The organism is Mycobacterium interjectum, from assembly GCF_900078675.2.
GTDB classification, from domain to species: domain Bacteria; phylum Actinomycetota; class Actinomycetes; order Mycobacteriales; family Mycobacteriaceae; genus Mycobacterium; species Mycobacterium interjectum.
The window spans coordinates 2,182,670-2,204,280 of record NZ_LT546237.1; the positions used below are offsets into that span (position 1 = coordinate 2,182,670).

General features: G+C 68.9%; 19 protein-coding genes, 1 tRNA gene and 1 pseudogene. 8 read left to right on the forward strand and 13 right to left on the reverse strand.

The genetic code is table 11. The features are described from left to right. Positions 1–505: 505 nt before the first annotated feature. Both BN4348_RS44900 and BN4348_RS44905 read left to right on the forward strand, forming a co-directional pair. Positions 506–712: a helix-turn-helix transcriptional regulator gene (locus BN4348_RS44900; protein WP_012395231.1), complete on the forward strand. Its 207-nt coding sequence runs from the start codon at positions 506–508 to the stop codon at positions 710–712. A 120-nt stretch (positions 713–832) separates the two neighbouring features. Next, on the forward strand, positions 833–2,038 hold the full coding sequence (locus tag BN4348_RS44905; protein ID WP_066913961.1) for a site-specific integrase: 1,206 nt from the start codon (positions 833–835) through the stop codon (positions 2,036–2,038). A 2-nt stretch (positions 2,039–2,040) separates the two neighbouring features. On the opposite strand, the gene BN4348_RS44910 is transcribed toward BN4348_RS44905, so the two are convergent. The 5 genes and pseudogenes from BN4348_RS44910 to BN4348_RS62855 form a co-directional block, all read right to left on the reverse strand. After that, positions 2,041–2,114: transfer RNA gene (locus tag BN4348_RS44910), tRNA-Ile, on the reverse strand. Between the two features lie 28 nt (positions 2,115–2,142). Next, entirely contained in the window at positions 2,143–2,682 is a 540-nt protein-coding gene (locus BN4348_RS44915; protein ID WP_211145729.1) for a nitroreductase family deazaflavin-dependent oxidoreductase, read from the reverse strand. 36 nt (positions 2,683–2,718) lie between these two features. Then, positions 2,719–3,546, reverse strand: a complete 828-nt coding sequence (locus BN4348_RS44920) for a carboxymuconolactone decarboxylase family protein (RefSeq protein ID WP_066913963.1) — start codon at positions 3,544–3,546, stop codon at positions 2,719–2,721. Positions 3,547–3,586: 40 nt separating this feature from the next. Then, positions 3,587–4,960 carry a TldD/PmbA family protein gene (locus BN4348_RS44925; protein WP_066913965.1) on the reverse strand — a complete coding sequence of 458 codons (1,374 nt, stop codon included), beginning with the start codon at positions 4,958–4,960 and terminating at the stop codon, positions 3,587–3,589. After that, positions 4,957–6,275, reverse strand: a pseudogene (locus BN4348_RS62855) (TldD/PmbA family protein). Before BN4348_RS62855 ends, BN4348_RS44925 begins: the two are co-directional and overlap by 4 nt. Positions 6,276–6,373: 98 nt before the next feature. Between BN4348_RS62855 and BN4348_RS44945 the strand changes: the two are divergent. The 3 genes from BN4348_RS44945 to BN4348_RS44955 are packed head-to-tail and all read left to right on the forward strand — an operon-like array spanning position 6,374 to position 9,406. Continuing rightward, positions 6,374–7,261, forward strand: coding sequence for a carbohydrate ABC transporter permease (locus BN4348_RS44945; RefSeq protein WP_066913970.1), 888 nt, complete (start codon positions 6,374–6,376; stop codon positions 7,259–7,261). Then, on the forward strand, positions 7,248–8,072 hold the full coding sequence (locus BN4348_RS44950; protein ID WP_066913972.1) for a carbohydrate ABC transporter permease: 825 nt from the start codon (positions 7,248–7,250) through the stop codon (positions 8,070–8,072). The genes BN4348_RS44945 and BN4348_RS44950 overlap by 14 nt, the downstream gene beginning before the upstream one ends. Continuing rightward, positions 8,069–9,406 carry an ABC transporter substrate-binding protein gene (locus BN4348_RS44955; protein WP_066913974.1) on the forward strand — a complete coding sequence of 446 codons (1,338 nt, stop codon included), beginning with the start codon at positions 8,069–8,071 and terminating at the stop codon, positions 9,404–9,406. Before BN4348_RS44950 ends, BN4348_RS44955 begins: the two co-directional genes overlap by 4 nt. A 159-nt stretch (positions 9,407–9,565) precedes the next feature. Here BN4348_RS44955 and BN4348_RS44960 read toward each other — a convergent pair whose 3' ends face one another. Genes BN4348_RS44960 through ddaH form a run of 4 tightly spaced genes read right to left on the reverse strand, consistent with a single transcriptional unit; the run spans position 9,566 to position 13,969 of the window. Beyond that, complete coding sequence (locus BN4348_RS44960) at positions 9,566–10,444, reverse strand: universal stress protein (RefSeq protein WP_066913975.1); 879 nt, start codon at positions 10,442–10,444, stop codon at positions 9,566–9,568. Then, positions 10,441–11,874: an amino acid permease gene (locus BN4348_RS44965; protein ID WP_066913977.1), complete on the reverse strand. Its 1,434-nt coding sequence runs from the start codon at positions 11,872–11,874 to the stop codon at positions 10,441–10,443. Before BN4348_RS44965 ends, BN4348_RS44960 begins: the two co-directional genes overlap by 4 nt. Before the next feature lie 28 nt (positions 11,875–11,902). Beyond that, positions 11,903–13,126: an ornithine--oxo-acid transaminase gene (rocD, locus tag BN4348_RS44970; RefSeq protein ID WP_066913978.1), complete on the reverse strand. Its 1,224-nt coding sequence runs from the start codon at positions 13,124–13,126 to the stop codon at positions 11,903–11,905. Then, positions 13,127–13,969 (reverse strand): dimethylargininase, encoded by an 843-nt coding sequence (ddaH, locus tag BN4348_RS44975; RefSeq protein WP_066913980.1) that lies wholly within the window; start codon positions 13,967–13,969, stop codon positions 13,127–13,129. Positions 13,970–14,083: 114 nt separating this feature from the next. On the opposite strand from ddaH, the gene BN4348_RS44980 reads away from it, so the two are divergent. Both BN4348_RS44980 and BN4348_RS44985 read left to right on the forward strand, forming a co-directional pair. Continuing rightward, positions 14,084–14,530, forward strand: a complete 447-nt coding sequence (locus tag BN4348_RS44980) for an Lrp/AsnC family transcriptional regulator (RefSeq protein ID WP_066913982.1) — start codon at positions 14,084–14,086, stop codon at positions 14,528–14,530. Between the two features lie 61 nt (positions 14,531–14,591). After that, positions 14,592–15,755, forward strand: a complete 1,164-nt coding sequence (locus tag BN4348_RS44985) for an alpha/beta fold hydrolase (protein ID WP_066913994.1) — start codon at positions 14,592–14,594, stop codon at positions 15,753–15,755. 88 nt (positions 15,756–15,843) lie between these two features. Here the strand turns inward: BN4348_RS44985 and BN4348_RS44990 are convergent, their stop codons facing one another. Genes BN4348_RS44990 through BN4348_RS45005 form a run of 4 tightly spaced genes read right to left on the reverse strand, consistent with a single transcriptional unit; the run spans position 15,844 to position 21,001 of the window. Further along, a complete protein-coding gene (locus BN4348_RS44990) occupies positions 15,844–17,649 on the reverse strand; it encodes a sulfatase-like hydrolase/transferase (protein WP_084454244.1) in 1,806 nt (601 codons plus the stop codon). Then, positions 17,642–18,103 (reverse strand): SRPBCC family protein, encoded by a 462-nt coding sequence (locus BN4348_RS44995; protein ID WP_066913984.1) that lies wholly within the window; start codon positions 18,101–18,103, stop codon positions 17,642–17,644. The genes BN4348_RS44990 and BN4348_RS44995 overlap by 8 nt, the downstream gene beginning before the upstream one ends. Position 18,104: 1 nt before the next feature. Next, on the reverse strand, positions 18,105–18,956 hold the full coding sequence (locus tag BN4348_RS45000) for an energy-coupling factor transporter transmembrane component T family protein (RefSeq protein WP_066913986.1): 852 nt from the start codon (positions 18,954–18,956) through the stop codon (positions 18,105–18,107). After that, the gene (locus BN4348_RS45005; RefSeq protein WP_066913988.1) at positions 18,953–21,001 is read right to left on the reverse strand and encodes an ABC transporter ATP-binding protein; all 2,049 of its coding nucleotides are present in this window, start codon (positions 20,999–21,001) and stop codon (positions 18,953–18,955) included. Before BN4348_RS45005 ends, BN4348_RS45000 begins: the two co-directional genes overlap by 4 nt. Positions 21,002–21,118: 117 nt before the next feature. Between BN4348_RS45005 and BN4348_RS45010 the strand changes: the two genes are divergently transcribed. After that, the coding region (locus BN4348_RS45010; RefSeq protein WP_066913990.1) for a MarR family winged helix-turn-helix transcriptional regulator at positions 21,119–21,611 on the forward strand (493 nt) is incomplete at its 3' end.

The window sequence follows — 21,611 nt, forward strand, 5'->3', positions numbered from 1 at the left end:
CGCGCCGGGCATCGCCGGCGGCCGCGCCGGCGGCGCGGGCGGTGTCGTTGTAGTAGTTGATCGACCACCGCGACAGCTTGGCAATCGTCAACATGGCGCACCGCCCGAGCGCTCAAACCGCCTGGCGCACAACCGTGGCGGTAGCACACCATGTGTGTGCTACCGCTAATCTCGCACACCGGTGTGCAAATGTGCCATAGCAATTGGCGGGTTTATGGATTTGTTTGCGGTGCAACAAAAGGCGATCGGGATGAGCAAGAGTCAATGAGAATCATTGGGAAAAGCGTTGAACAACAGTATGTCTGACGCAATCTTGATGGACAACGGGGCAGGAATGCAGACGAGTAGCCGCGCGCACTCCGGAAAGCGGTGCACCGCCGCGTCGGCGACCGCGCCGCGGCCGAAGCGCACGCTCGCTCACTCTGACCGTGGCATAAGCCCCAGACAGAGCAGATGATATTCACATGGGCCAGCCTTCCGGCAGCCAGCGAAGGAAAGAGTCGCCATGGAGGAGATCACCGACGACAGGTGGATAACCCGACAGGAGCTGGCCGACCGCTACGGCGTGCCCGTGAAGACACCTGCCGAGTGGGCGTCGAAAGGAACAGGGCCGCCGTATGCCAAGTTTGGCCGGCACGTCCGGTATCGAATGAGCGATGTCGTCGCCTGGGAGACAACACAAATGAACCAACGCAGGCGAAACTCCGCGTAGCGGTTCCCGTGTCGGTGATGCGCGATACAGTGCATGCAAACGGGCGACTCGCAACGCTGGAACAACGCTCGGCCTGGCAAGTCATGGCTCGGGATGTCCAGCCTCGCAGAAGTAGGAACTATGGCAGGAAGGCCGCAACTCCGGATCGGTACACATGGCCAGATCAAACGCATCTACACAGGTGGTGGCGTTTGGCTGGCGCGTTGCCGCTACCGTGACGCCGACGGCGTAACCCGCATCGTCCAAAGGCTAGGTCCCGCCGACGAATACGACCAGCACGGCAAGCTGGCCGCGGACGCTTTGATCGCTGCGCTCGCGGAGCGCAAACGCTCCGCCAATCACGGTGAAATCAACCCAGACACAAGAGTGACTGACCTCGTGGAACAGCACCTTGCCCGGCTGGCCGAAGACGGCCGCTCACCTGTCACCATGGCGACTTACCGCTTCACGACCAACAACCTCAAGAAATTCATCGGTGGGTTGCGGGTAAGCGAAGCAACACCCGCCCGCATGGACGCGACCCTGCGCTCCATGCGGAGCGCGCACGGCGCGACGAGGGCCCGCCAATCGAAGTCGATCCTGCGCGGCGCCCTACAACTCGCGGTGATGGCCAGCGTGCTAGGCGCCAACCCAGTGCGCGACGTGCAACCGCTGCGGTCCAAGAGCCAGCCCAAGGGCGCGGTCGCGCTAACCGCCGACCAGCTGCGCGAGCTTCTCGCCAAGCTGCAGACATCCGACTTCTGTAAAAAGCACGACCTCATCGATCCGATCACCTTGCTCATCGCCACCGGCCTTCGGCGCTCGGAGCTCCTCGGCCTGCGCTGGGTCGACTTTGACGAGAAGGCGAGCATGCTCGCCACCACCGGCAAGGTCATCCGCGTGCCCGGCGAGGGCCTGCTGCGCGTCGATGAGACCAAGTCGGCCGCCGGCCGGCGAACCATCCCGCTACCCAAGTTCGCCGTCGACATGCTCCTGAAGCGCCGCCAGCTGCCCTACCTCGGCGAGCAAGTGGTCATCTTCCCCTCGACGGCCGCGACGCTTCGCGACCCGAACAACTTCGGCAAGGAGTGGCGCACGGCACGGCAAGAACTAGGTGTGGCCGAAGTGACCACCCACAGCTTCCGCAAGACTGTCGCGACCCTCATCGACGACGAAGGGCTCTCAGCCCGGATCGGCGCCGACCACCTCGGGCACAGCCACGTCAGCATGACCCAGGACCGCTACATGACCCGGGGCCGGATCCACACGCAGGTAGCGGACCTGCTGGACCGCGCGGTCCGCATAAACGATGACTTGGCGAGACTGATCTTGAAAAATGGCCTCTGACGTGGGGCGGGCGGGGCTCGAACCCGCGACCAACGGATTATGAGTCCGCGGCTCTAACCAACTGAGCTACCGCCCCCGGGCGGATGACGGGTTCGACCTTAGCGTCAGCTTCCACTGTCGGCGATGCCGTGCTCACCGGCGACCGGGCGGAATCGAAAAATACGGATCTGCCGGGGCGCGCACTTCCGGCGATAACCCTCGTATCCGGCGTAGACGTCGATGGCCGTCGCCCAGGCTGCGGCACGCTCGTCGCCATCCAGCAGTTCGGCTCGGTAGGGCGCAGGCGGACCGTTGAGCTCGATGGTGCATTCGGGGTGCGCCAGCAGGTTGGCGCTCCACCCCGGATGTTTCTCGCGGCCGTAATTCGACCCGATCGCGAGCAGCCCGTTGCCGTCGTCGATCAACGCCAGCGGCTGCGGACGGGCGCGGCCCGACTTGGCGCCGGTGGTCGTGACGATCCCGACCTTGTCGACCCCCATGGTGCTGAGGTGGCCGTTTGTCCGAGGTATCAACACCTTGTCGACCCGCGGCGCCAAAAACTTCCCCAGCAGGGAGCCGACGCGGGTCATGGCCATGCGCTCAAAGACGGCCTCGTCCCACCGCAGACGCCGACCTCGATACGGGCTGAACCGTCGTAACGACATTGCTAAAGCGTAGTCAGTTCGTGGGCGACGCCACCGTCAGCTGAAGACCGTCTGCCCCTCGGCGTCGAGCAGGTATCGCTCGGTGCCCTCCTCGACGCGCGGGGCGTCGGCGCCCAGCGACACGGCGACCTTGTTGCTGGCGTTGCGCATGACGTCGAAGGTGAGCTCGACGGCCTCGACCTCGGAAAACCCAGAGCGCACCTCGGCGGCAACGTCGGCGACGAGGTGCGCAGGGGTCCAAATTAACCCATCGGCGTAGCGCAGCGCTGCTTTAGCGCGGCGGGTTAACTGACTCGAGTCCTCGTAGTGGTCGATATCGCCGTACAGCGACTCCGATCCCCCGGCGTCCAGTGCGGTGCTCTCGCGCAGCGATTTGCACAGCCGGCAGTTGTGCTGAGCCGCGCCGCGCAGCCGGACCAGCTCGGCGGTGACGGGGTCCAGCGCCCGCATCCGGGCCACCGCGGGCAAAAAGTCGTTGAACACCACGTCCGAGGGCTCGGTGGTGTGGTCCCAGGCGACCGGCCCGTCCACCCAGCCGAGATACTCGGAGCCGACGCCCAGCGCCTCCAGCCCGGCCCGCACCCGCGGCACGAAGTCGGCGATGTAGATCTGCGTCACCACGCTAAAGGTGCTGTCCCCCAGCTGCTGCCACAACCGCTTCCGCTGTTCGCCGGTGATCGCCGAGACGTCGACGCTGAACTGCTCGGCGAACTCGGCGACGACGGCCTCGGCCTCCGACGCGGGCTCGGAAACGTCGACGCACGAAGGCAACGGCGGCAGCGACAACGTCTGCGCGCACACGCGCCGGACCAAACCGGCAAGGCGCCCGTCGCCCGGGGACAGGGCCACCAACTGGGTCAGCATTCCCCACACGCTAGGGCGCGCCCACCTGCAAGGCAATCGACTATTGCGCCTGGCTCACCGACGACATGTAGAAGTCCGGGATCCGCAGCGACGGCATGGCCGCCCGGGTGGCCCAATCGCCCCACTCCCGCGGCAGCGTCTTCTCGCTCGCCCCGGCCTCGGTGGCCCGCCGCAGCAGGTCCAGCGGGCTCTCGTTGAACCGGAAGTTGTTCACCGCCGCGGTCACCTCGCCGTCCTCGATGAGGTAGACCCCGTCGCGGGTCAGGCCGGTGAGCAGCAGCGTGGTGGGGTCGACCTCGCGGATGTACCACAGCGTGGTCAGCAGCAGGCCGCGCTCGGTGCCCGCGATCATGTCGGCCAACTCGGCCGCGCCGCCCGTCATCACCAGGTTGTCGGCGGCCACCGCGACGTCGGCGTCGAACTTGTGGGCCGTCGCCCGCGGGTAGGCCAGCGCGTTGATCACCCCGTTGCGGATCCAGTCCACCTGGGCGATCTCCATGCCGTTGTCGAACACCGACACCGTCTCCGAGGAGTTGCTCACCGCAACGAACGGTGTGCACGCCAGCCCGGGCGCCATCGGGTCGGAGAACAAGGTCAGGGGCAAATCGGTGAGCCGCTCCCCCACCCGTGTGCCGCCGCCGGGCGCCGAGAGCGCGGTGCGGCCCTCCTCCGCGCCGCGGCCGGCCATCGACCAGGCCAGGTAGATCATCATGTCGGCCACCGTCGACGGCGGCATGATGGTCTCGTAGCGCCCCGCGGGCAGCGCCACGCTGCGCTTGGCCCAGCCGAGCCGCATCGACAACTGCTCGAGCAGCGAATCGGTCGGCACGTCAACGAAATCGGCGGTGCCGATGCCCGCCCACGCGCTGGCGTCGCCGCGTTTGGCGTTGATCTCCACCGCGCCGGTGGGCTGCGTGAAGCGCCGGCGCAGCCCGGTCGACGACGCGAGAAAGGTCGTCGAAACGCTGTGGTGGGCAAAGCCGTACAGTCGATCGGCGCCGCGGAAGCCCCGGCTCAACGAGTCGGCGACGTCGGAGAACACCAGCGGGCCCGTGCCGGGCACCGGCGCGTTCCAATCCGCGGGCTCGCCGCTGTCGGACAGCAGCGGCGCGGCATCACCGGCCTCCGGCGCCGAGCGGGCCGCCTCCTGGGAGGCCGCCACCAAACCGGGTATCACCCGCGGATCCACCTCGGCGGACACCACCGTGCCGATGTGGGCGCTATCCCCTTGGCGCATCACGGAAATCACCGTGATGCTGCGGTTCACCGACACCCCGTTGGTGGTCATCGAATTGCCCGCCCAGCGCAACGTCGCCTCGACCCTGTCGGTGACCAGCACCATGGTCTCGCTGGCGCCCCCAAGCTTGGCCGCCTCTTCCAGGACGAGGTTGACGACGTGCTGAGGCCTGATCATCGCCCGCCCTCGCTGACCGTGTTGAGCACGTTGACGCCCCGGAACAACGCCGACGGACAACCGTGGCTGACCGGGGCGACCTGCCCGGGCTGCGCCTTGCCGCAGTTGAACGCCCCGCCGAGTCGCCAGGTCGAGGCGCCGCCCACGGCCTCCATCGAGTTCCAGAAGTCGGTGGTGGTGGCCTGGTAGGCGACGTCGCGCAGCTGGCCGTCCAGGCGGCCGTCGCGGATGCGGAAGAACCGCTGGCCGGTGAATTGAAAGTTGTACCGCTGCATGTCGATTGACCAGGACTTGTCGCCGACGATGTAGATGCCGTCCTCGACGCGACCGATCAACTCGGCGGTGCTGACGTCCTCGGGTCCGGGCTGCAGCGACACGTTGGCCATCCGCTGGATGGGCACGTGATGCGGCGAGTCGGCATACGAGCACCCGTTGGAGCGCGGCTGTCCCAGCCGCGGCGCGAACACCCGGTCCAGCTGGTAGCCGACGAAGATCCCGTCGCGCACCAGGTCCCAGCTCTGCGCGGCCACCCCCTCGTCGTCGTAACCGACGCTGGCCAGGCCGTGTTCGACGGTGCGGTCGGCGGTCACGTTCATCACCGGCGAGCCATAGCGCATGGTGCCGAGCTTGTCGGGGGTGGCGAACGACGTTCCGGCATAGGCCGCCTCGTAGCCGATCGCGCGGTCGTATTCGGTTGCGTGACCGATGGATTCGTGGATGGTCAGCCACAGGTTGGTCGGGTCGATCACCAGATCCGTGGGCCCGGCCACCACGCTGGGNCACCCGTGTGCCGCCGCCGGGCTCCGAGAGCGCGGTGCGGCCCTCCTCCGCGCCGCGGCCGGCCATCGACCAGGCCAGGTAGATCATCATGTCGGCCACCGTCGACGGCGGCATGATGGTCTCGTAGCGCCCCGCGGGCAGCGCCACGCTGCGCTTGGCCCAGCCGAGCCGCATCGACAACTGCTCGAGCAGCGAATCGGTCGGCACGTCAACGAAATCGGCGGTGCCGATGCCCGCCCACGCGCTGGCGTCGCCGCGTTTGGCGTTGATCTCCACCGCGCCGGTGGGCTGCGTGAAGCGCCGGCGCAGCCCGGTCGACGACGCGAGAAAGGTCGTCGAAACGCTGTGGTGGGCAAAGCCGTACAGTCGNCCGCACCGCCAGGCCGACCTCCCGGCTGACGACGGCGGTCTCCAGCTCGCCGTCGCGCAGCTGGATGATCTCGGTGCTGAGGCGGTGAAGCCGCAGGTCGGCGTAGCCGGCGCCGGCCGCCTTGGCCGCCGACAACGCGGCTTCGGCGAGCTCGTGGCGGGGCAGGTCGATGAAGTCGGCATCGATTGCCCGGTTCGCTCTCACGGCTCCACGGTAACGACCGCTTCCCACCGCGCGCGGTGGCGCCCGCTTTAATTACCTCCATGGCCAGCAGCGCTGTGCTGAAAAGGCAGCCGCGATCCACCGCGCTGGGCTACGCCTTGTTGGCCCCCAGCCTGTTCGGTGTGGTCGCGTTTCTGCTGCTGCCCATCCTCGTCGTGATCTGGCTCAGCCTGTACCGCTGGGACTTGCTGGGCCCGCTGCGCTACGTCGGCCTGGCCAACTGGCGGTCGGTGCTGACCGACGGCGGCTTCGGCAACTCGCTGCTGGTCACCGCCGTCTTCGTGGCGATCGTGGTTCCCGCCCAGACGGTCCTGGGGCTGCTCGCCGCGTCGATGCTGGCCCGCAACCTTCCCGGCACCGGCCTGTTCCGCACGGTGTACGTGCTGCCGTGGATCTGCGCCCCCCTGGCCATCGCGGTGCTGTGGCGCTGGATCCTGGCCCCCACCGACGGCGCCGTCAGCGCCGTGCTCGGGCACAGCATCGGGTGGCTCTCCGACCCCAGCTTCGCGTTGCCGTTGGTGTCGGCCGTTGTGGTGTGGACCAACGTCGGCTACGTCTCGCTGTCGTTCCTGGCCGGCCTGTTGGCCATCCCCGACGACATCCACGCGGCCGCGCGCACCGACGGCGCCACCGCGTGGCAGCGGTTCCGGCGCATCACGCTGCCCATGCTGCGCCCGACGATGTTCTTCGTCCTGGTGACCGGGATCGTGAGCACCGCACAGGTTTTCGACATGGTGTACGCCCTGACCGGCGGCGGCCCGGCCGGCCGCACCGACCTGGTGGCCCACCGCATCTACGCCGAGGCCTTCGGCGCGGCGGCGATCGGGAGGGCGTCGGTCATGGCGGTGGTGCTGTTCGTGATTCTCATCGGGGTCACCATCGTGCAGCACCTGTATTTCCGGCGGCGGATCAGCTATGACCTCGTCTAGCCGCCTCACCAATGGCGTCCTCTATGCCGGGCTGGCGCTGGGCGCGCTGATCACGTTGGCGCCGTTCGCCCTTGGCCTGCTCACGTCGTTCACCTCGGCGCACCAGTTCGTCACGGGCACGCCGCTGCAATGGCCGCGGCCACCCACGCTGGCCAACTACGCCGACCTGGCCGGGGCCGGGTTCGGCCGCGCGGCGGCGGTGACCGCGCTGATGACGCTGGTGATCCTGGCGGGTCAGCTCACCTTCTCGGTGCTGGCCGCATTCGCATTCGCGCGCTTGCACTTTCCGGGCCGCGACGCGCTGTTCTGGGTCTACATCGCGACGCTGATGGTGCCCGGGACGGTCACGGTGGTGCCGATGTATCTGATGATGGCCCAGCTGGGCCTGCGCAACACCTTCTGGGCGTTGGTGTTGCCGTTCATGTTCGGCTCGCCGTACGCGATCTTCTTGCTGCGCGAGCACTTTCGCCTCATCCCCAATGACCTGATCAACGCCGCGCGCCTGGACGGCGCCAACACCCTGGACGTGATCGTGCACGTGGTGATCCCGTCCAGCAGGCCGGTCCTGGCCGCGTTGGCGCTCATCACCGTGGTGTCGCAGTGGAACAACTTCATGTGGCCGCTGGTGATCACCAGCGGGCACAAGTGGCGGGTGCTCACCGTGGCGACCGCGGACCTGCAGTCGCGGTTCAACTCCCAGTGGACGCTGGTGATGGCGGCGACGACGCTCGCGATCGTTCCGCTGATCACGCTGTTCGTCGGCTTCCAGCGCCACATCGTCGCCTCGATCGTGGTCTCGGGGCTGAAGTGACCCGGCCCCGTTCCTCCACGCTGGTCGCCGGGGCGCTGGTGGCCGTCGCGGTGCTGTTGGCCGCCATGGCGGTGCTGTTGGACTACTCGGGCGAGCCGCACGGCGGCAAGATCGTCATCAAGGTGCGGCTGTGGGCCGACCAGATCGCCGCGGCCTATCAGCGGTCTTTCGAGGCCTTCAACCGAACACATCCCGACATCGAGGTGCGCCCCAACATCGTCGCGTATCCGACGTACTTCGACACGCTGCGCACCGACGTCGCCGGCGGCAGCGTCGACGACATCTTCTGGCTGTCCAACGCATACCTCGCCGCCTACGCCGACAGCGGCCGGCTGCTGGACATCGGCAAGACGCTGGGCCCGGGCGCCGCCGCCGACTGGGACCCGGCGGTGGTGGACCAGTTCACCCGCGGCGGCGTGCTGTGGGGCGTGCCGCAGCTGACCGACGCCGGGATCGCGGTGTTCTACAACGCCGACCTGCTCGAGGCGGCCGGAGTCGACCCCGCGCAGCTCAACGCCCTGCGGTGGAGCCCGGATGGCGGCGGCACCCTGCGTCCGCTGCTGGCCCGGCTGACCGTCGACGCCGACGGAAACGCCGCGGGCACACCGCGTTTCGACCCCGGGCGTGTTCGTCAGTGGGGGTACAACGCGGCCAACGACCCGCAGGGCATCTACCTGAACTACATCGGATCGGCGGGTGGGGTGTTCCAGCGCGGCGACGAGTTCGCCTTCGACAATCCCGCCGCGGTGGGCGCCTTCCGTTATCTGGTCGGCCTGATCAACGCCGACCACGTCGCGCCGCCGGCCGCCGACACCAACGGCAACGGCGATTTTTCCCGCAATCAGTTTCTGGCGGGCCGGATGGCGCTGTTCCAGTCCGGCACCTACAACCTGGAGCCGGTGGCCCGCGATGCCCGGTTCCGCTGGGGGGTGGCGATGATGCCGGCCGGCCCCGTCGGCCGGGTGAGCGTCACCAATGGCATTGCCGCGGCTGGCAATTCGGCGACCAAACATCCGGAAGCGGTGCGCCAGGTACTGGCCTGGATGGGCAGCCGCGAGGGCAACGAATACCTGGGCCGCAATGGCGCGGCGATCCCCGCGGTGCTGTCGGCCCAGCGGGTCTACTTCTACCACTGGGCCGCCGAGGGCATCGACGTCACCCCCTTCTTCGCCGTGCTGAACGGCCCCCGCATCCCCGCGCCCACCGGCGCCGGCTTCCCCGCGGGGTACGCCGCCATGCAGAGCTATTTCGACGAAATGTTCCTGGGCCGCGGCGATGTCGGCACGATGTTGAGGAGGGCTCAGGCGGCGGCGAATGCCGCCGCGCAGCGCTGAGCGCGCCAGTGGCGTGTGTCGTCGCCTCGCGGTCGGGCTCGGGCGGCGTCGCCCAACGTGCACTCAGGGCGGTGTTTTCGGCGATTCCTCGCCACCAGTGCACGTTCGGCGCAGCGGGAGCTGGCTAAGGCCAACGCCGCCGCGCGCCGCTGAGCGACGCTAGCCGGGCAGCACCAGCACCGGCACCGGGCTCTCGCGAATGATCTTGGCGCTGCGCGAACCGACGAACACCCGGCGGATCTCGTCGCGCGGCCGGGTGCCCATCGCCAGGATCTCGCCGTCCTGCCAGTCGACCTTGCGCAGCGCGCCTTCCCAGTCGTGACCGGTGACCACGTCCAGCGCGACGTCGTCGCCGACCACCCCGTCGGTCTTCAAGCCCGCCAATATGTCTCGCGCGTGCGTCGCCCACGCCTCGAGGATCTGGTCCTCGGCGTCCAGTCCGACCTCGGGCGGGTACATGGTCTTGCCCCGCACCGCGAAGGTGATCACCCGCAGCGGCACCCCGAATCGCCGCGCGGCCTCAGAGCATCGCCGCACCACCTCGATCGAGTCCGGCGTGGCCGCGTAGGCGCAGGTGAGCCGCGTCAATCCGCCTGTGTGCGCGCGGTATCCGGGTGGGCTGATCGCCACCGGCACCGGCGAGGCGTGCAACAGCCAGTCGGCGGTCGTGCCGATCACCACGGGACCGGGCCCGCCGCTGGGCAGCGACCCCAGCACCACGACCTCGCCGCCGACTTCCTCGACGACCTCGATCAGCCCACCCGACACCGACCGGTGCGCGCGATGCAGGTAGGCGACGTCGATGCCGTCGGACACCTCGCCGAGAAAACGCGCGGCCTCGTTCGACGAGTCCGCGGCCAGGTTGTCCGCCCACTGCTCGTACTCGGCGTCCACGCGGGCGAACGACGGTGTCAGCCAGGGCTTGGGCACGATGGTCGCCACGACGAGCGACGTGCCCAGCGACCGCGCGGCGCGCACGGCCAGGTGCAGCCCGGACAGGCCGACCTCACCGGCCCGGTAACCGACGACCACGCTCACAGTGTTTCGCTCTCGTTGAGCGCGCTGTGGTGGCGGCCCCAGGCGAAGTAGAAGACCAACGCCACCGCGATCCAGGCGGTGAACGCGATCCAGGTGTACCAGTGCAGGCTGATCAGGATGTAGCCGCACGCGAGCACCGAAAGGGCCGGCGTGACAGGGTAACCCGGCACCTTGAACGCCCGCGGCAGGTCGGGTTCGCGCACGCGCAGGATGATCACCCCGACGGACACGACGATGAATGCCGTCAGCGTGCCGATGGACACCATGTCCGTCAGCTTGTCGAGCGGCACGAAGGCCGCCAGGCTCCCCGCGGCCACCGCGACGATCACGGTGTTGCTCACCGGGGTCATGGTGCGCGCATTCACCGTGGCGAATCGCGACGGCAGCAGCCCGTCGCGGCCCATGGCGAACAGGATGCGGGTCTGGCCGTACATGGTGACCAGCGTGACGGAGAAGATCGAGACGACGGCGCCGGCGGCCAGAATCGTGCTGGCCCACCTGCCATGGGTGACGTTGTCGAGGATGGTGGCCAGCCCCGCCTCTTGCTGCGCGGCGAAATCCCGCCACGGCTGGGTGCCGAGCGCGGCCAGCGCGACGAGGACGTACACGCTGGTGACCGTCGCCAGGGCCGCGATGATCGCGCGCGGCATGGTCTTCTGCGGATCCTTCACCTCGTCGCCCGCCGTCGACACCGCGTCCAGGCCGATGTAGGAGAAGAAGATGGTGCCGGCCGCCGACCCGATGCCCGCGACGCCGAATGGGGCGAAGTCCTTGAGCCGGTCGAGGTCGAAGGCCGTGAACGCGAGGACCACGAACATGATCAGCACGCCGAGCTTGGTCAGCACCAGGACCGTGTTGACCTTGGCCGATTCGCTGGCGCCGCGGATCAGCAGCAGCGCACACATCACGATCAGGACGATCGCCGGTAGATTCACGACGCCCGGTTCGGTGTCCCACGGCGCGGCCGACAGGGCATGCGGCAGTTGGAATCCGAACACATTGCTCGCCAGCTTGTTCAGGTAGCCGCTCCAGGCGACCGATACCGCGGCGGTGGACACCCCGTATTCCAGCAGCAGGCACGCCGCGACGCCCATCGCGACGGCCTCGCCCAGCGTGGTGTACGCGTAGGAGTACGACGAGCCCGAAACCGGGACCGCGGAGGCCAATTCGGCGTAGCAGATGGCCGCCAGCCCGGCCGCGATGCCGGCGATGAGGAACGAGACGATCACCGCGGGCCCGGCCTCGGGCACCGCCTGGGACATCACGAAGAAGATCCCGGTGCCGACCGTCGAGCCGACCCCGAACATGGTCAGCTGGAACGTGCCGATGCTGCGCTTGAGGTGGTCGGCGGCCCCGCGTGCGGCATGCGCGCCGACGACGGGACGACGGCGCAGCATCTGTTCTGTCAGGCTGATCGAGCTGGATGGCAAAGGCCCCCCTGTCGCTTGGATCAGCTGATTATGCGCACGCCTCCCCCAACGCCGCAGCGAACTGGTCAATCGCCCAGTCGATCTCCCGCTCGGTGACCACCAGGGGCGGCGCGAACCGCAGCGTCGACCGGTGGGTGTCCTTGACCAGGACACCGCGGCGGGCCATCCGCAAGCTCATGTCCTTGCCGCTGCCCAGCGCCGGATCGACGTCGACTCCCGCCCACAAGCCGAGGCCGCGCACCGCCACCACGCCCTCGCCGATCAGCCCCCGCAGGCGGCGGTGCAGGTGCTCCCCCAATTCCGCCGACCGGGCCTGGAATTCGCCGCGCTCCAGCATCGCGACCACGGTGCTGCCGATCGCCGCCGCCAGCGGGTTGCCGCCGAAAGTCGAGCCGTGCTCACCGGGATGCAGCACGCCCAGGATCTCGCGGTCCGCGACCACCGCCGACAGCGGGACCACGCCGCCGCCCAGCGCCTTGCCGAGCAGGTAGACGTCCGGTACGACGCCCCACCGGTCGCAGGCGAACGTGTAACCGGTGCGGGCCAGGCCGGACTGGATCTCGTCGGCGATCAGCAGCACGTTGTGTTCGCTGCAGAGCGCGCGGACGGTGGGCAGGTAGCCGTCGGGCGGGACGACGATGCCGGCCTCGCCCTGGATCGGCTCCAGCAGGACCGCCACCGTGTTCTCGTCGATCGCCCGGGCCAGCGCCGCGGCATGGCCGAACGGCACCGAGCGGAAGCCGGGGGTGAACGGCTCGAACCCGTCCCGCGCCGTCGGGTCCGACGAGAAGCTGACGATGCTGATCGTGCGGCCGTGAAAGTTGTTGTCGGCCACGATGATGTTCGCCCGGCCCGATGGGACGCCCTTGACGTCGGCGCCCCATTTGCGGGCCACCTTGAGGGCGCTCTCCACCGCCTCGGCACCGGAGTTCATCGGCAGCACCATGTCTTTGCCGCACAACCCGGCGAGCGCCGCGCAGAACGGTCCGAGGTTGTCGGAGTGGAACGCGCGGCTGACCAGCGTGAGGGTATCCAGTTGCGCGTGGGCCGTCGCGGTGATCTCGGGGTGGCGATGGCCGAAGTTGACCGCCGAGTAAGCGGCCAGGCAATCCAGGTAGCGGCGGCCGTCGACGTCGGTGATCCAGGCGCCCTCGGCGCTGGCCGCTACCACGGGCAGCGGCGAATAGTTATGCGCCGCATGCCTTTCGACCAGGGCGATCGCCGTGTCGGCTTCGGTGTCGAGGATCGTCATTCAGAACACCTCCAATGTGCAGCACTTGACCGAACCGCCGCCCTTGAGCAACTCGGACAGATCCACGCCCACCGGCTCGAAGCCGGCCGCACGCAGCCGGGCGGCGAAACCGGTTGCGGCCGAGGGCAGCACGACGTGCAGGCCGTCGGAGACGACGTTGAGCCCCAGCACGTACGCGTCGGCGCTTCCGACCACGATCGCGTCGGGAAACAGCGCGCGCAGCCGGTCCCGCGCGGACGCGCTGAACGCCGGCGGATAGAACGCGATCGTGTGATCGTCGAGGACGGCCAGCGCGGTGTCGAGGTGATAGAAGCGCGGATCGACCAGCTCCAGCGACACGACCGGCGCGCCCAGGGCCGCGGAGATTTCCGAGTGGGCGCGCCGGTCGGTGCGAAATCCATAGCCGGCCAACACCGTGTCGCCGACCATCAGCAGATCGCCCTGCCCCTCGTTGACGTGACGGGTCGACACGGGCCGGTAGCCCAGCGATGACATCCAGTCGGCGTAGGCCGCCGACTCGCCGGCACGCTGCGCGAATCGGAATCGGGCGACGAGGGCGACGTCGCGGGCGATGAACCCGCCGTTGGCGGCGTAGACCATGTCGGGGAGCCCGGGCACGGGCTCGACCACGTCCACGCGGTGGCCCAGCCGTAAATAGGTCCGGCGCAGGGCCTCCCACTGCGCCCGCGCGACGTGGGCGTCGACGGGCGTGTCGACGTCCATCCAGGGGTTGATCGCGTACTCGACGGCGAAATACGTCGGCGGGGTCATCGCGTACCGGCGCGCCCGGGACCTGCGAACGGGCTTGGCGGGCGCGGGCGCCGCAACGAACGAATCCGTCATAAATCAACGGTATTTGCCCTGCCTAGAACAAGCAAACGACGTTTCTTGCGTGTCTATAATTGATTTGTTGCACTGGAATCGGGATTACGGCGATTTGTTAAAGGGGACCTGCCCGTGGACCGCCTGGACGAGACCGACGAGCGCATCCTCGGCGAGCTGACCCAGAACGCGCGGGCCACCTTCGCCGAAATCGGCCAGCAGGTGAACCTTTCGGCGCCCGCGGTCAAGCGTCGCGTCGACCGGATGCTCGACGACGGCGTGATCAAGGGCTTCACGACGGTCGTCGACCCCAACGCGCTCGGCTGGAAGACGGAGGCCTACGTGCAGGTGTTCTGCCACGGCACGATCGCGCCCGACCGGCTGCGGGCGGCGTGGGTGGACATGCCCGAGGTGGTCAGTGCGGCGACGGTCACCGGCACGTCGGATGCGATCCTGCACGTGCTGGCCCGCGACATGCGCCACCTGGAGGCTGCCCTGGAACGCATCCGCTCGAGCGCGGACATCGAACGCAGCGAAAGCATCGTCGTGCTCTCGAATCTCATCGACCGCATGCGGACCTAGGGCGTAGGCATCCGACGAGCCCCCCTTTGATGACCGGCAGGCCGGGAATCCCGTTGTGGCCATGTCGCAGCCTTCACTTACCCGCATCCGCCTGAGCCATCACATCGTGGAACTCGATGACGGGCGGCGGATCGGGCTGTCAGTCGGCGGCCGCGGGGTGCCGTTGCTCTTCATGCATGGGCTGCTGCTGAGCCGTCGGGCGTATCTGCGGATGCTGAGCCGGATAGCCGGTATGGGATTTTTGGTCGTCGCCGTCGACGCGGCCGGTCACGGCGACACCGGGCGGCTGCCCAGCGACGCCTGCAGCTTCACCGATCGCGCCGACTCGGTATTGCGCACGCTTGACGCGCTGGGCATCGGGCAAGCGTTGTTCGTCGGCCATTCGATGGGCGGGCGAATGACCATCCAGCTGGCCGCACGCGCGCCCGAGCGGGTACTGGCCGCCGTGCTGTTCGACCCGGCGGCCGGCGCTCGGTTCGACACCACGATCCCCAACCTGGTCAAGTCCCCAACCAAGGCCCTGGGCGCGGCCTACACCGCGGTTCGGGACACGCTGGGCGACCCGACGCAGCTTTCCCCCGCGGAGCAGCTCGAATACTTCCGGGTGCTGGTGGCGGTGGCGGCGCCCAACCTGCGTTACCCACTCGCGGCGGTCCGGACGATCAGGGCCATCATCGAGTCCGGTGATTACACGCCGATGCTGCACACCATCCGGGACGAGGGGATGCCGACGATGGTGGTGCACGCCGAAAAGGACATGATCGTGCCGTTCCCCTACGCGCGCGAAATCGCCAACGAGGCCGACGCCACGCTGTACAAGGTTCCCGAGGCCTACCACTCGTGGATGATCGCCAATCCCCGGCAGGGCGCCGACGCGTTTCGTCAATTGCTGGGCGGCGAGCTGGGCGAGGTGCTGCGCAACGCCGCCGACACGATGGGCATCGCGGACGTCGGCGACCACGAGGCGTGGCAGCGCGAATTGCTGGACTCCGACGCGCTGGTGCTGGACTTCATCCGCGGTCGCGACCGCATAGAACTCGGAACGGAGGAGCCCGAGCACGTCGAACTCGAGCTGGTGCGCAAAACGGAGCGCCCGCGCGAGCGGATATCGTGGGCGCGACGAATGTATCGCAGGTGGGCGGCCAAGCACCTGCATCAGGCGCGATCGCTGATCCGGCGGAACACCCGGATTACGCCGGACGGTGTCGCTCTCTTTAGGCCATGAGCCGACTTTCGAATGCGGTATCAAATGCGATACCGCATTCCGGGATTGGGTGATGGCCGGCTGCTGGTGCTCCCGTGGCCAATGTGCTTTAGCTGCCGAATGCGGCCCTGATCCAGCGCCTGACTCTCGACTGCCGCGGCTGCGGTGGCCGGCGGGATGCGTAGGGCCACGGCCGGTTTCGCTCCGGGACGGAACTGGCCCGGGCCTGCTTGAGCTGCGCCCGCAGCCGCCCGCGCAGCTCATGCAGGTCCGGATCGGTCCACCGGTTGTCGGCTTCGATCGGGTCGGCGGTCAGGTCGTACAGCTCCCATTGGTCATCCAGCGGCGACGCCCGGTAGGCCTCGCCGCCGAGCCCGCTGGCGGTGAGGTGCCGCACGCCGGGTTCGGTCCAGGTGCCCGGGTCGTCAAAGGTGCGGACCAGCTTCCACAGGTGACCACCGCCCCCGGCCGCCTCGTCGACGCGGACGACCAATCCCTCGAAGTTCGAGCCCACGTAATCGGGCACCCGAATCCGCAGCGGCGCAGGCGGATTGACGGTGCGCCTCAGGCGCCGCGCCAGCCCCGAGGCGCCGGTATCGCCCTCGAGCATGTTGTCGCGGGTCATCAGGTAGACCGCCCGGGCCTCATCGGCCGGCTCCCCATCCACGACGGGCATGAGATCGCGGCCCGGCAGGTCATGGACTTCCGAAAACCACTCGGCCAGTGCGGGCGCGACGGCGGTCACGTCGATGCCGGCGGCCGAAAGCAGCGTCGGCACCAGGTCGACGTGCGAGGTGGGCGCGGTGACGACACGGGGCCGCGTGGCACCCGGGCCGATGCGGGCGATCACGAACGGAACGCGGGTGGCCTCGTCGTACAGGTTGAACCATTTCTGGTGCAACCCACCGTGGGCGCCCAGCAGATCGCCGTGGTCGGCGGTGCGCACCAGCACCGCGTTGGCCGAGCCGCCCTCGGTGACCGCCCGCCTGACCCGGTCGATCGGCCCGTCCACCTCGGCGTGCAGCCGGTAATAGAGGTCGCGGTAGCGCTGCGCGTTGCGTTCGTAGATCCGGCTGACCGCCGGCGCCGGCCCGTAGCCGGAGTAGTAGGCCTCGCGGAAGGCGATTTGCGCGGCCGGCTTGGTGGACAGGTCCTCGCCGGCGGTGGGCGCGGGGGGCACCGGCGGCGGATCCAACGGTGACGGCTGCACCGGGCCCCGCCGCGACCACGTCGGAAACAGCACGATGTCGTGGGGGTTCACGAAGCTGGCCACCAACAGGAAAGGGCGCAGCGCGGCGGGATCGCCCTCGCGACGGCGGGCGTAGCGGTCGGTGAGCCAGGCGACGACGCGGTCGGCGATCAGCGGGTCGCGGCGAACGCCCGCATTCGCCAGCAGCGCCCCGTGCGGCTCAGGACCCACCCATCCCGAAAAGCCAAATTGCCCAAGAGGATCGGCGTCCAAATAGCGCCACACCGCGGCGGCGTCGACGACGCCGTCGTCGTCGTTGGTCGCCAGCGAGCGGCCGGTCGCCGGATCGACGAGGTCAGCGTGCGAGATGTGCCACTTGCCGTCGTAGTGGGTGTCGTATCCGGCAGCACGGAACCAGTTGCCCAGCGTGGGCACCTCGCCCTGGCGGAGCCAGCGCATGCGAGAGTCATCGGCGGTCTTCCCGATGCCGTCGGTCTGGGTGACCCCGTGCAGATCGGGATAGTGCCCGGTGAAAATCGTTGGGCGACTGGGCACGCAGGCCAGCGAGCCGGTGTAATGCCGGGCGAAGCTGACGCCGTGATCGTCGAACCACTTGCGCCCGGCCAACGTTCGGTCGCGCCACGCGAGGACGTCGGGAGCCTCGTACGGCGGGACGGCGCGTTCCTCGTCGGTCATGATGATGACGACGTCGGGGCGATCAGACACGGGCAGCCTCCAACCGGGTCGCGAGCCCGGCAAGCATCACGTCGGACTGCCGCGCCAGGATGCGGCACAGCACGCGTTCGGCCAGCGTTTGGGCTGGGCGAGAACCGATTTCCACCGTGCTGGTCAGGGTCACGATGGTCGTCAGGGCCGAACCGTCCGGGCCCCCGGCCAGCGTCCAGCGGTTGGCCACCCTGCGCACGCGGCGCGGCAAGCCCTCGATGTCGTAGGCGAGGGCGCGCGGGGGATCGAATTCGGTGATGCGTTCGACGAGGGCATCCCGTTTGACCTGAACCCGCCGGGCGGTGCCGACGACTCCCCCTTCGGGCCCGGAGAACAGGATGCACGAGTGGTCGACGTTGGCCGCCCACGAACTGATGGAGCCGAAGTCCGCCAGGACGTCCCAGATGTCGTCGGGGCGGGCCGCGATGCTGCGGCTGCGGCGAATGTCGGCCACGCTAGGGCATCGTGTGAAAGATCGTCTCGAGCACCACCGCCAGGGCGCTGGTCGCGACGGCGATCGTGATCGCGACCCAGTCCGCCAGCTTCGGCCGCGCCGGATTGGCCGACAGCTGACCGGTGCCGCCGCGGGCGGTGATCGCGTCGCCCATCTCGTCGGCGCGCCGCAGGGTCACGGTGATGGCGGCGGCCAACAGGTCGATCAGCTCCAGGGCGTGCCGCCGGCGGCGGCCCTTTCGGCTTCGCGGTATGCGTTTGGGCCGCAGTCGGCGCGCGGCGTAGAGCACCTGGAATTCGTCGATCAACATCGGGAAGGCGCGCAGGGCCAGCGCCAACGCGACGGCCCATTCGTCGACCGGGATCCGCAGCAGTTTCAGCGGTCGGCCCAAAGTGGCCAGCGCAGGGCCAATTTCGGCGACGTTGGTGGTCCACGACACCATCGCCCCCAGCGCGAGCAGCACGACCGTCAGCGCGGTGATGCGCAGGAAGTTCAGGGCTCCCCCGAGTCCGATCTCCAGACCGGCCAGCGAAACCTTCGGGCTGCCGCCGGCCAGTGCGGCCGTGATGCCGCCCAGGGCGATGACGATCCACAGCCACCCCGGCACCGACGGCAGCACACCGCGCGGGATGCGCGCGATGCCGGCCGCCGCCAACACCAGCGCCGCCACCAACCCGATGGTGATCCAGCCGGGGTAGAACGTCAGCAGCACCGACGCGCCGAACACGACCAGCAGTTTGGTGCCCGCCCACAGATCGTGGATGGTCGAGGTCCCGGGCACCGGGACCAGCAGCACGACCGGCCGGGGGGTGCGCCGGTTCGAGCCGCGCGACGGGGCGGAGGTGGTGGTCATGCCATGCCCCCCGCCGCGGCCGTTACCGGTTCCAGCGTGCCGTTGCGCAGGTGCAGGGTGCGCGGGCAGAGGTCTTCCAGCCCGACGAAGTCGTGCGAAATGACCACCACCGTCAGGCCCCGTTCCCGGCGCAGATCCTCCAGCAGTCGCAACAGGCCCCGCTGGCTGGCGGCGTCCAACCCGGCCAGCGGCTCGTCGAGGATCAGGGCGCGCGGCGACCGCGCCAGCAGTCCGGCCAGCACGACGCGGCGCATCTGCCCGCCGCTGAGTTGGTCGATCCGCCGCTTGGCCAGGGCGGGATCCAGGCCCACGACGCCCAGCGCCGCGACGACGCGATCGTGCTCGCGGGCCGAAAAGCCCGCCGCCGAGGCCACTTCCAGGTCGACACGGGGCCGCATCAGCTGCAGCCTGGCCGCCTGGAACGACAACGCGACCGCGCCGACCTGATCGTGCGTGGGCCGTCCGTCCATCAGGCAGGTGCCGCTGGTCGGAACGGTCAGCCCGGCCATGATCCACGCCAGCGTCGACTTGCCGGATCCGTTGCCGCCGTGGATCAGTACGCCGTCTCCCTGCTCCACGGCGAAGCTGACGTCGCGCAACGCGGTCTTGGCCCACGGGGTGCCGATGCCGTATTCGTGGCCGACGCCGACAAGTTCGATCACTGGCGCGTGCGAATCGTGCTGGACCGCCCCGTTTCTCGCGGGCGCGACCGCGGTCTCGACCATGCCAGAGTTGTCCGGCGAGTCGCTGAGATCGATTGTGCGCTCGGCGGATTCGGCCTCGTTGTTGTAGTGCGTGATGTGCACCAGGGCGGTCTGGTGCCGTTGGGTCAGGCCGGACAGCACGCCGAGCAAGGCTTCCCTGCCCTGCTGGTCGACCATGGTGGTGACCTCGTCGGCGATGAGCAACGCCGGCTCCCGGGCCATCGCCGCGGCGAGCGCCAGGCGCTGCAGTTCGCCGCCGGACAGGCTTCCGGTTTCGCGTTCGGCGAGCCCGTCGAGGCCGACCTCGCTCAGCAACCGTTCCACGTCGATCTTGGTGCCGGGCGGCAGACCCCAGACCACGTCGTCGGCGACCCGCGTGCCCAGGACCTGGCTATCGGGGTGCTGCAGGACCACGGCCGTGCCGCCCAGCTTGCCCAGTCCGACGGCGCCGGGGCGCTGCACGGTGCCCGACGTCGGTTCCCGGCCGGCCAAGATCAGCATCAGCGTGGTCTTCCCGGAGCCGTTGGGCCCGGTCACCGCGACGTGCTCGCCGGCGTGCAGGTCCAGGCTGACCTCCCGCAGCGCGTCCTGGCGGGCACCGGGATAACGGAAACGCACCTTGTCGAAGCGCACCGGAACCGGGCCGACGGCGCCTTGCTCGCTGTTGCTGCCCTCCCAGGCGTCCAACTTGTGCACATCGGGGATGCCGCGCATCCGTTCCAGCAGGCGCGACAACGCCCACCAGCCGATCACCGACACGACCATGATCCCGACGCAGTAATAGATCAGCACCAAGATCTGCCAGTAGTCCACCGCGACAGCGAAATACCGCTTCAGGTCGCCGGCGGTGCCCTGCATGTGCACCCGGGTCAGGAAGGTGGCGATACCGTTCACGTTCGCGGTCATCACCTCGAAGATCAGGTGCCGCAGCCGGGTCATCACCATCAGCGCGCCGACGTTCGCGGCGCCGAAGACGAGTCCGGCGATCAGCGACGAGACGATCACGGTCGGCGTGCCCCTGCGCCTGCGCTTGATGACGCCGGTCAGGCCGCCGATGTAGACGCAGTGAACGACCGTCATGAAACCGCCCAGCCCGGCGATCAGGAAGGCGATCACCCCGGCGGCAACCGTCGAGGCCACCAGGACGCGCAGCCGGTAACGGTAGGCCAGCAGCCCGGTGGGCACGGTGCCCAGCAAGGCCAGCCCCGCCGCGAACGGAACGGCCACGGAGATGATCGCGATCACCGCGCACAGCGCCCCCATGACGGAGGCCTGCGCCAATTCGACCGGCCGCAACGGTCCGCCCCGGTGGCGCGAAGGGGTGGGTCGAGGGGCGGTCACTTCATCGATTCTGCCAGGCCGCGGCAGTAACTCGCCGCGCCACACCACGCACCCGGGCTTTCACGCCCGGGCGTGTGGGACTCGTCTCGCTTAGCAAAGCTATGCAAACATGGAAGGATGAATGCATCCGCCGCCAACCACAGCGATGTCGTTGACGCCGCAAACACCGAGAGCCAATCGGGCCTGGGGGCCGACCTACTCGCCGTCGTCGCCCGCCTCAACCGGCTGGCCACCCAGCGCATCCAGATGCCCCTGCCCGCGGCCCAGGCCAGGCTGCTGGCCACCATCGAGGCCCACGGGGAAGCCCGGATCGGCGACCTGGCGTCCGTCGATCACTGTTCGCAACCGACGATGACCACTCAGGTCCGGCGGCTCGAGGACGCCGGGCTGGTCACCCGAACCGTCGATCCCGGGGATGCCCGCGCGGTGCGGATCCGCATCACGGCCGACGGGATCCGCACCCTCAACGCCGTGCGGGCCGACCGCGCCGCCGCCATCGAACCGCAATTGGCCCTGCTCGAGCCCGCGGACCGCGAGGTGCTGACCGAGGCGGTCGGGGTGCTGCGGCGGCTGCTCGAGCACGCCGCGACCGCCCCGCGCCGCCATGCCC

Excerpts from the sequence above, each read along its gene's own strand:
- BN4348_RS44900 (WP_012395231.1), top strand. The coding sequence starts at position 506 with ATGGAGGAGATCACCGACGACAGGTGGATAACCCGACAGGAGCTGGCC.
- BN4348_RS44905 (WP_066913961.1), top strand. The coding sequence starts at position 833 with ATGGCAGGAAGGCCGCAACTCCGGATCGGTACACATGGCCAGATCAAA.
- BN4348_RS44915 (WP_211145729.1), bottom strand. The coding sequence starts at position 2,682 with ATGTCGTTACGACGGTTCAGCCCGTATCGAGGTCGGCGTCTGCGGTGG.
- BN4348_RS44920 (WP_066913963.1), bottom strand. The coding sequence starts at position 3,546 with ATGCTGACCCAGTTGGTGGCCCTGTCCCCGGGCGACGGGCGCCTTGCC.
- BN4348_RS44925 (WP_066913965.1), bottom strand. The coding sequence starts at position 4,960 with ATGATCAGGCCTCAGCACGTCGTCAACCTCGTCCTGGAAGAGGCGGCC.
- BN4348_RS44945 (WP_066913970.1), top strand. The coding sequence starts at position 6,374 with ATGGCCAGCAGCGCTGTGCTGAAAAGGCAGCCGCGATCCACCGCGCTG.
- BN4348_RS44950 (WP_066913972.1), top strand. The coding sequence starts at position 7,248 with ATGACCTCGTCTAGCCGCCTCACCAATGGCGTCCTCTATGCCGGGCTG.
- rocD (WP_066913978.1), bottom strand. The coding sequence starts at position 13,126 with ATGACGATCCTCGACACCGAAGCCGACACGGCGATCGCCCTGGTCGAA.
- ddaH (WP_066913980.1), bottom strand. The coding sequence starts at position 13,969 with ATGACGGATTCGTTCGTTGCGGCGCCCGCGCCCGCCAAGCCCGTTCGC.
- BN4348_RS44985 (WP_066913994.1), top strand. The coding sequence starts at position 14,592 with ATGTCGCAGCCTTCACTTACCCGCATCCGCCTGAGCCATCACATCGTG.
- BN4348_RS45000 (WP_066913986.1), bottom strand. The coding sequence starts at position 18,956 with ATGACCACCACCTCCGCCCCGTCGCGCGGCTCGAACCGGCGCACCCCC.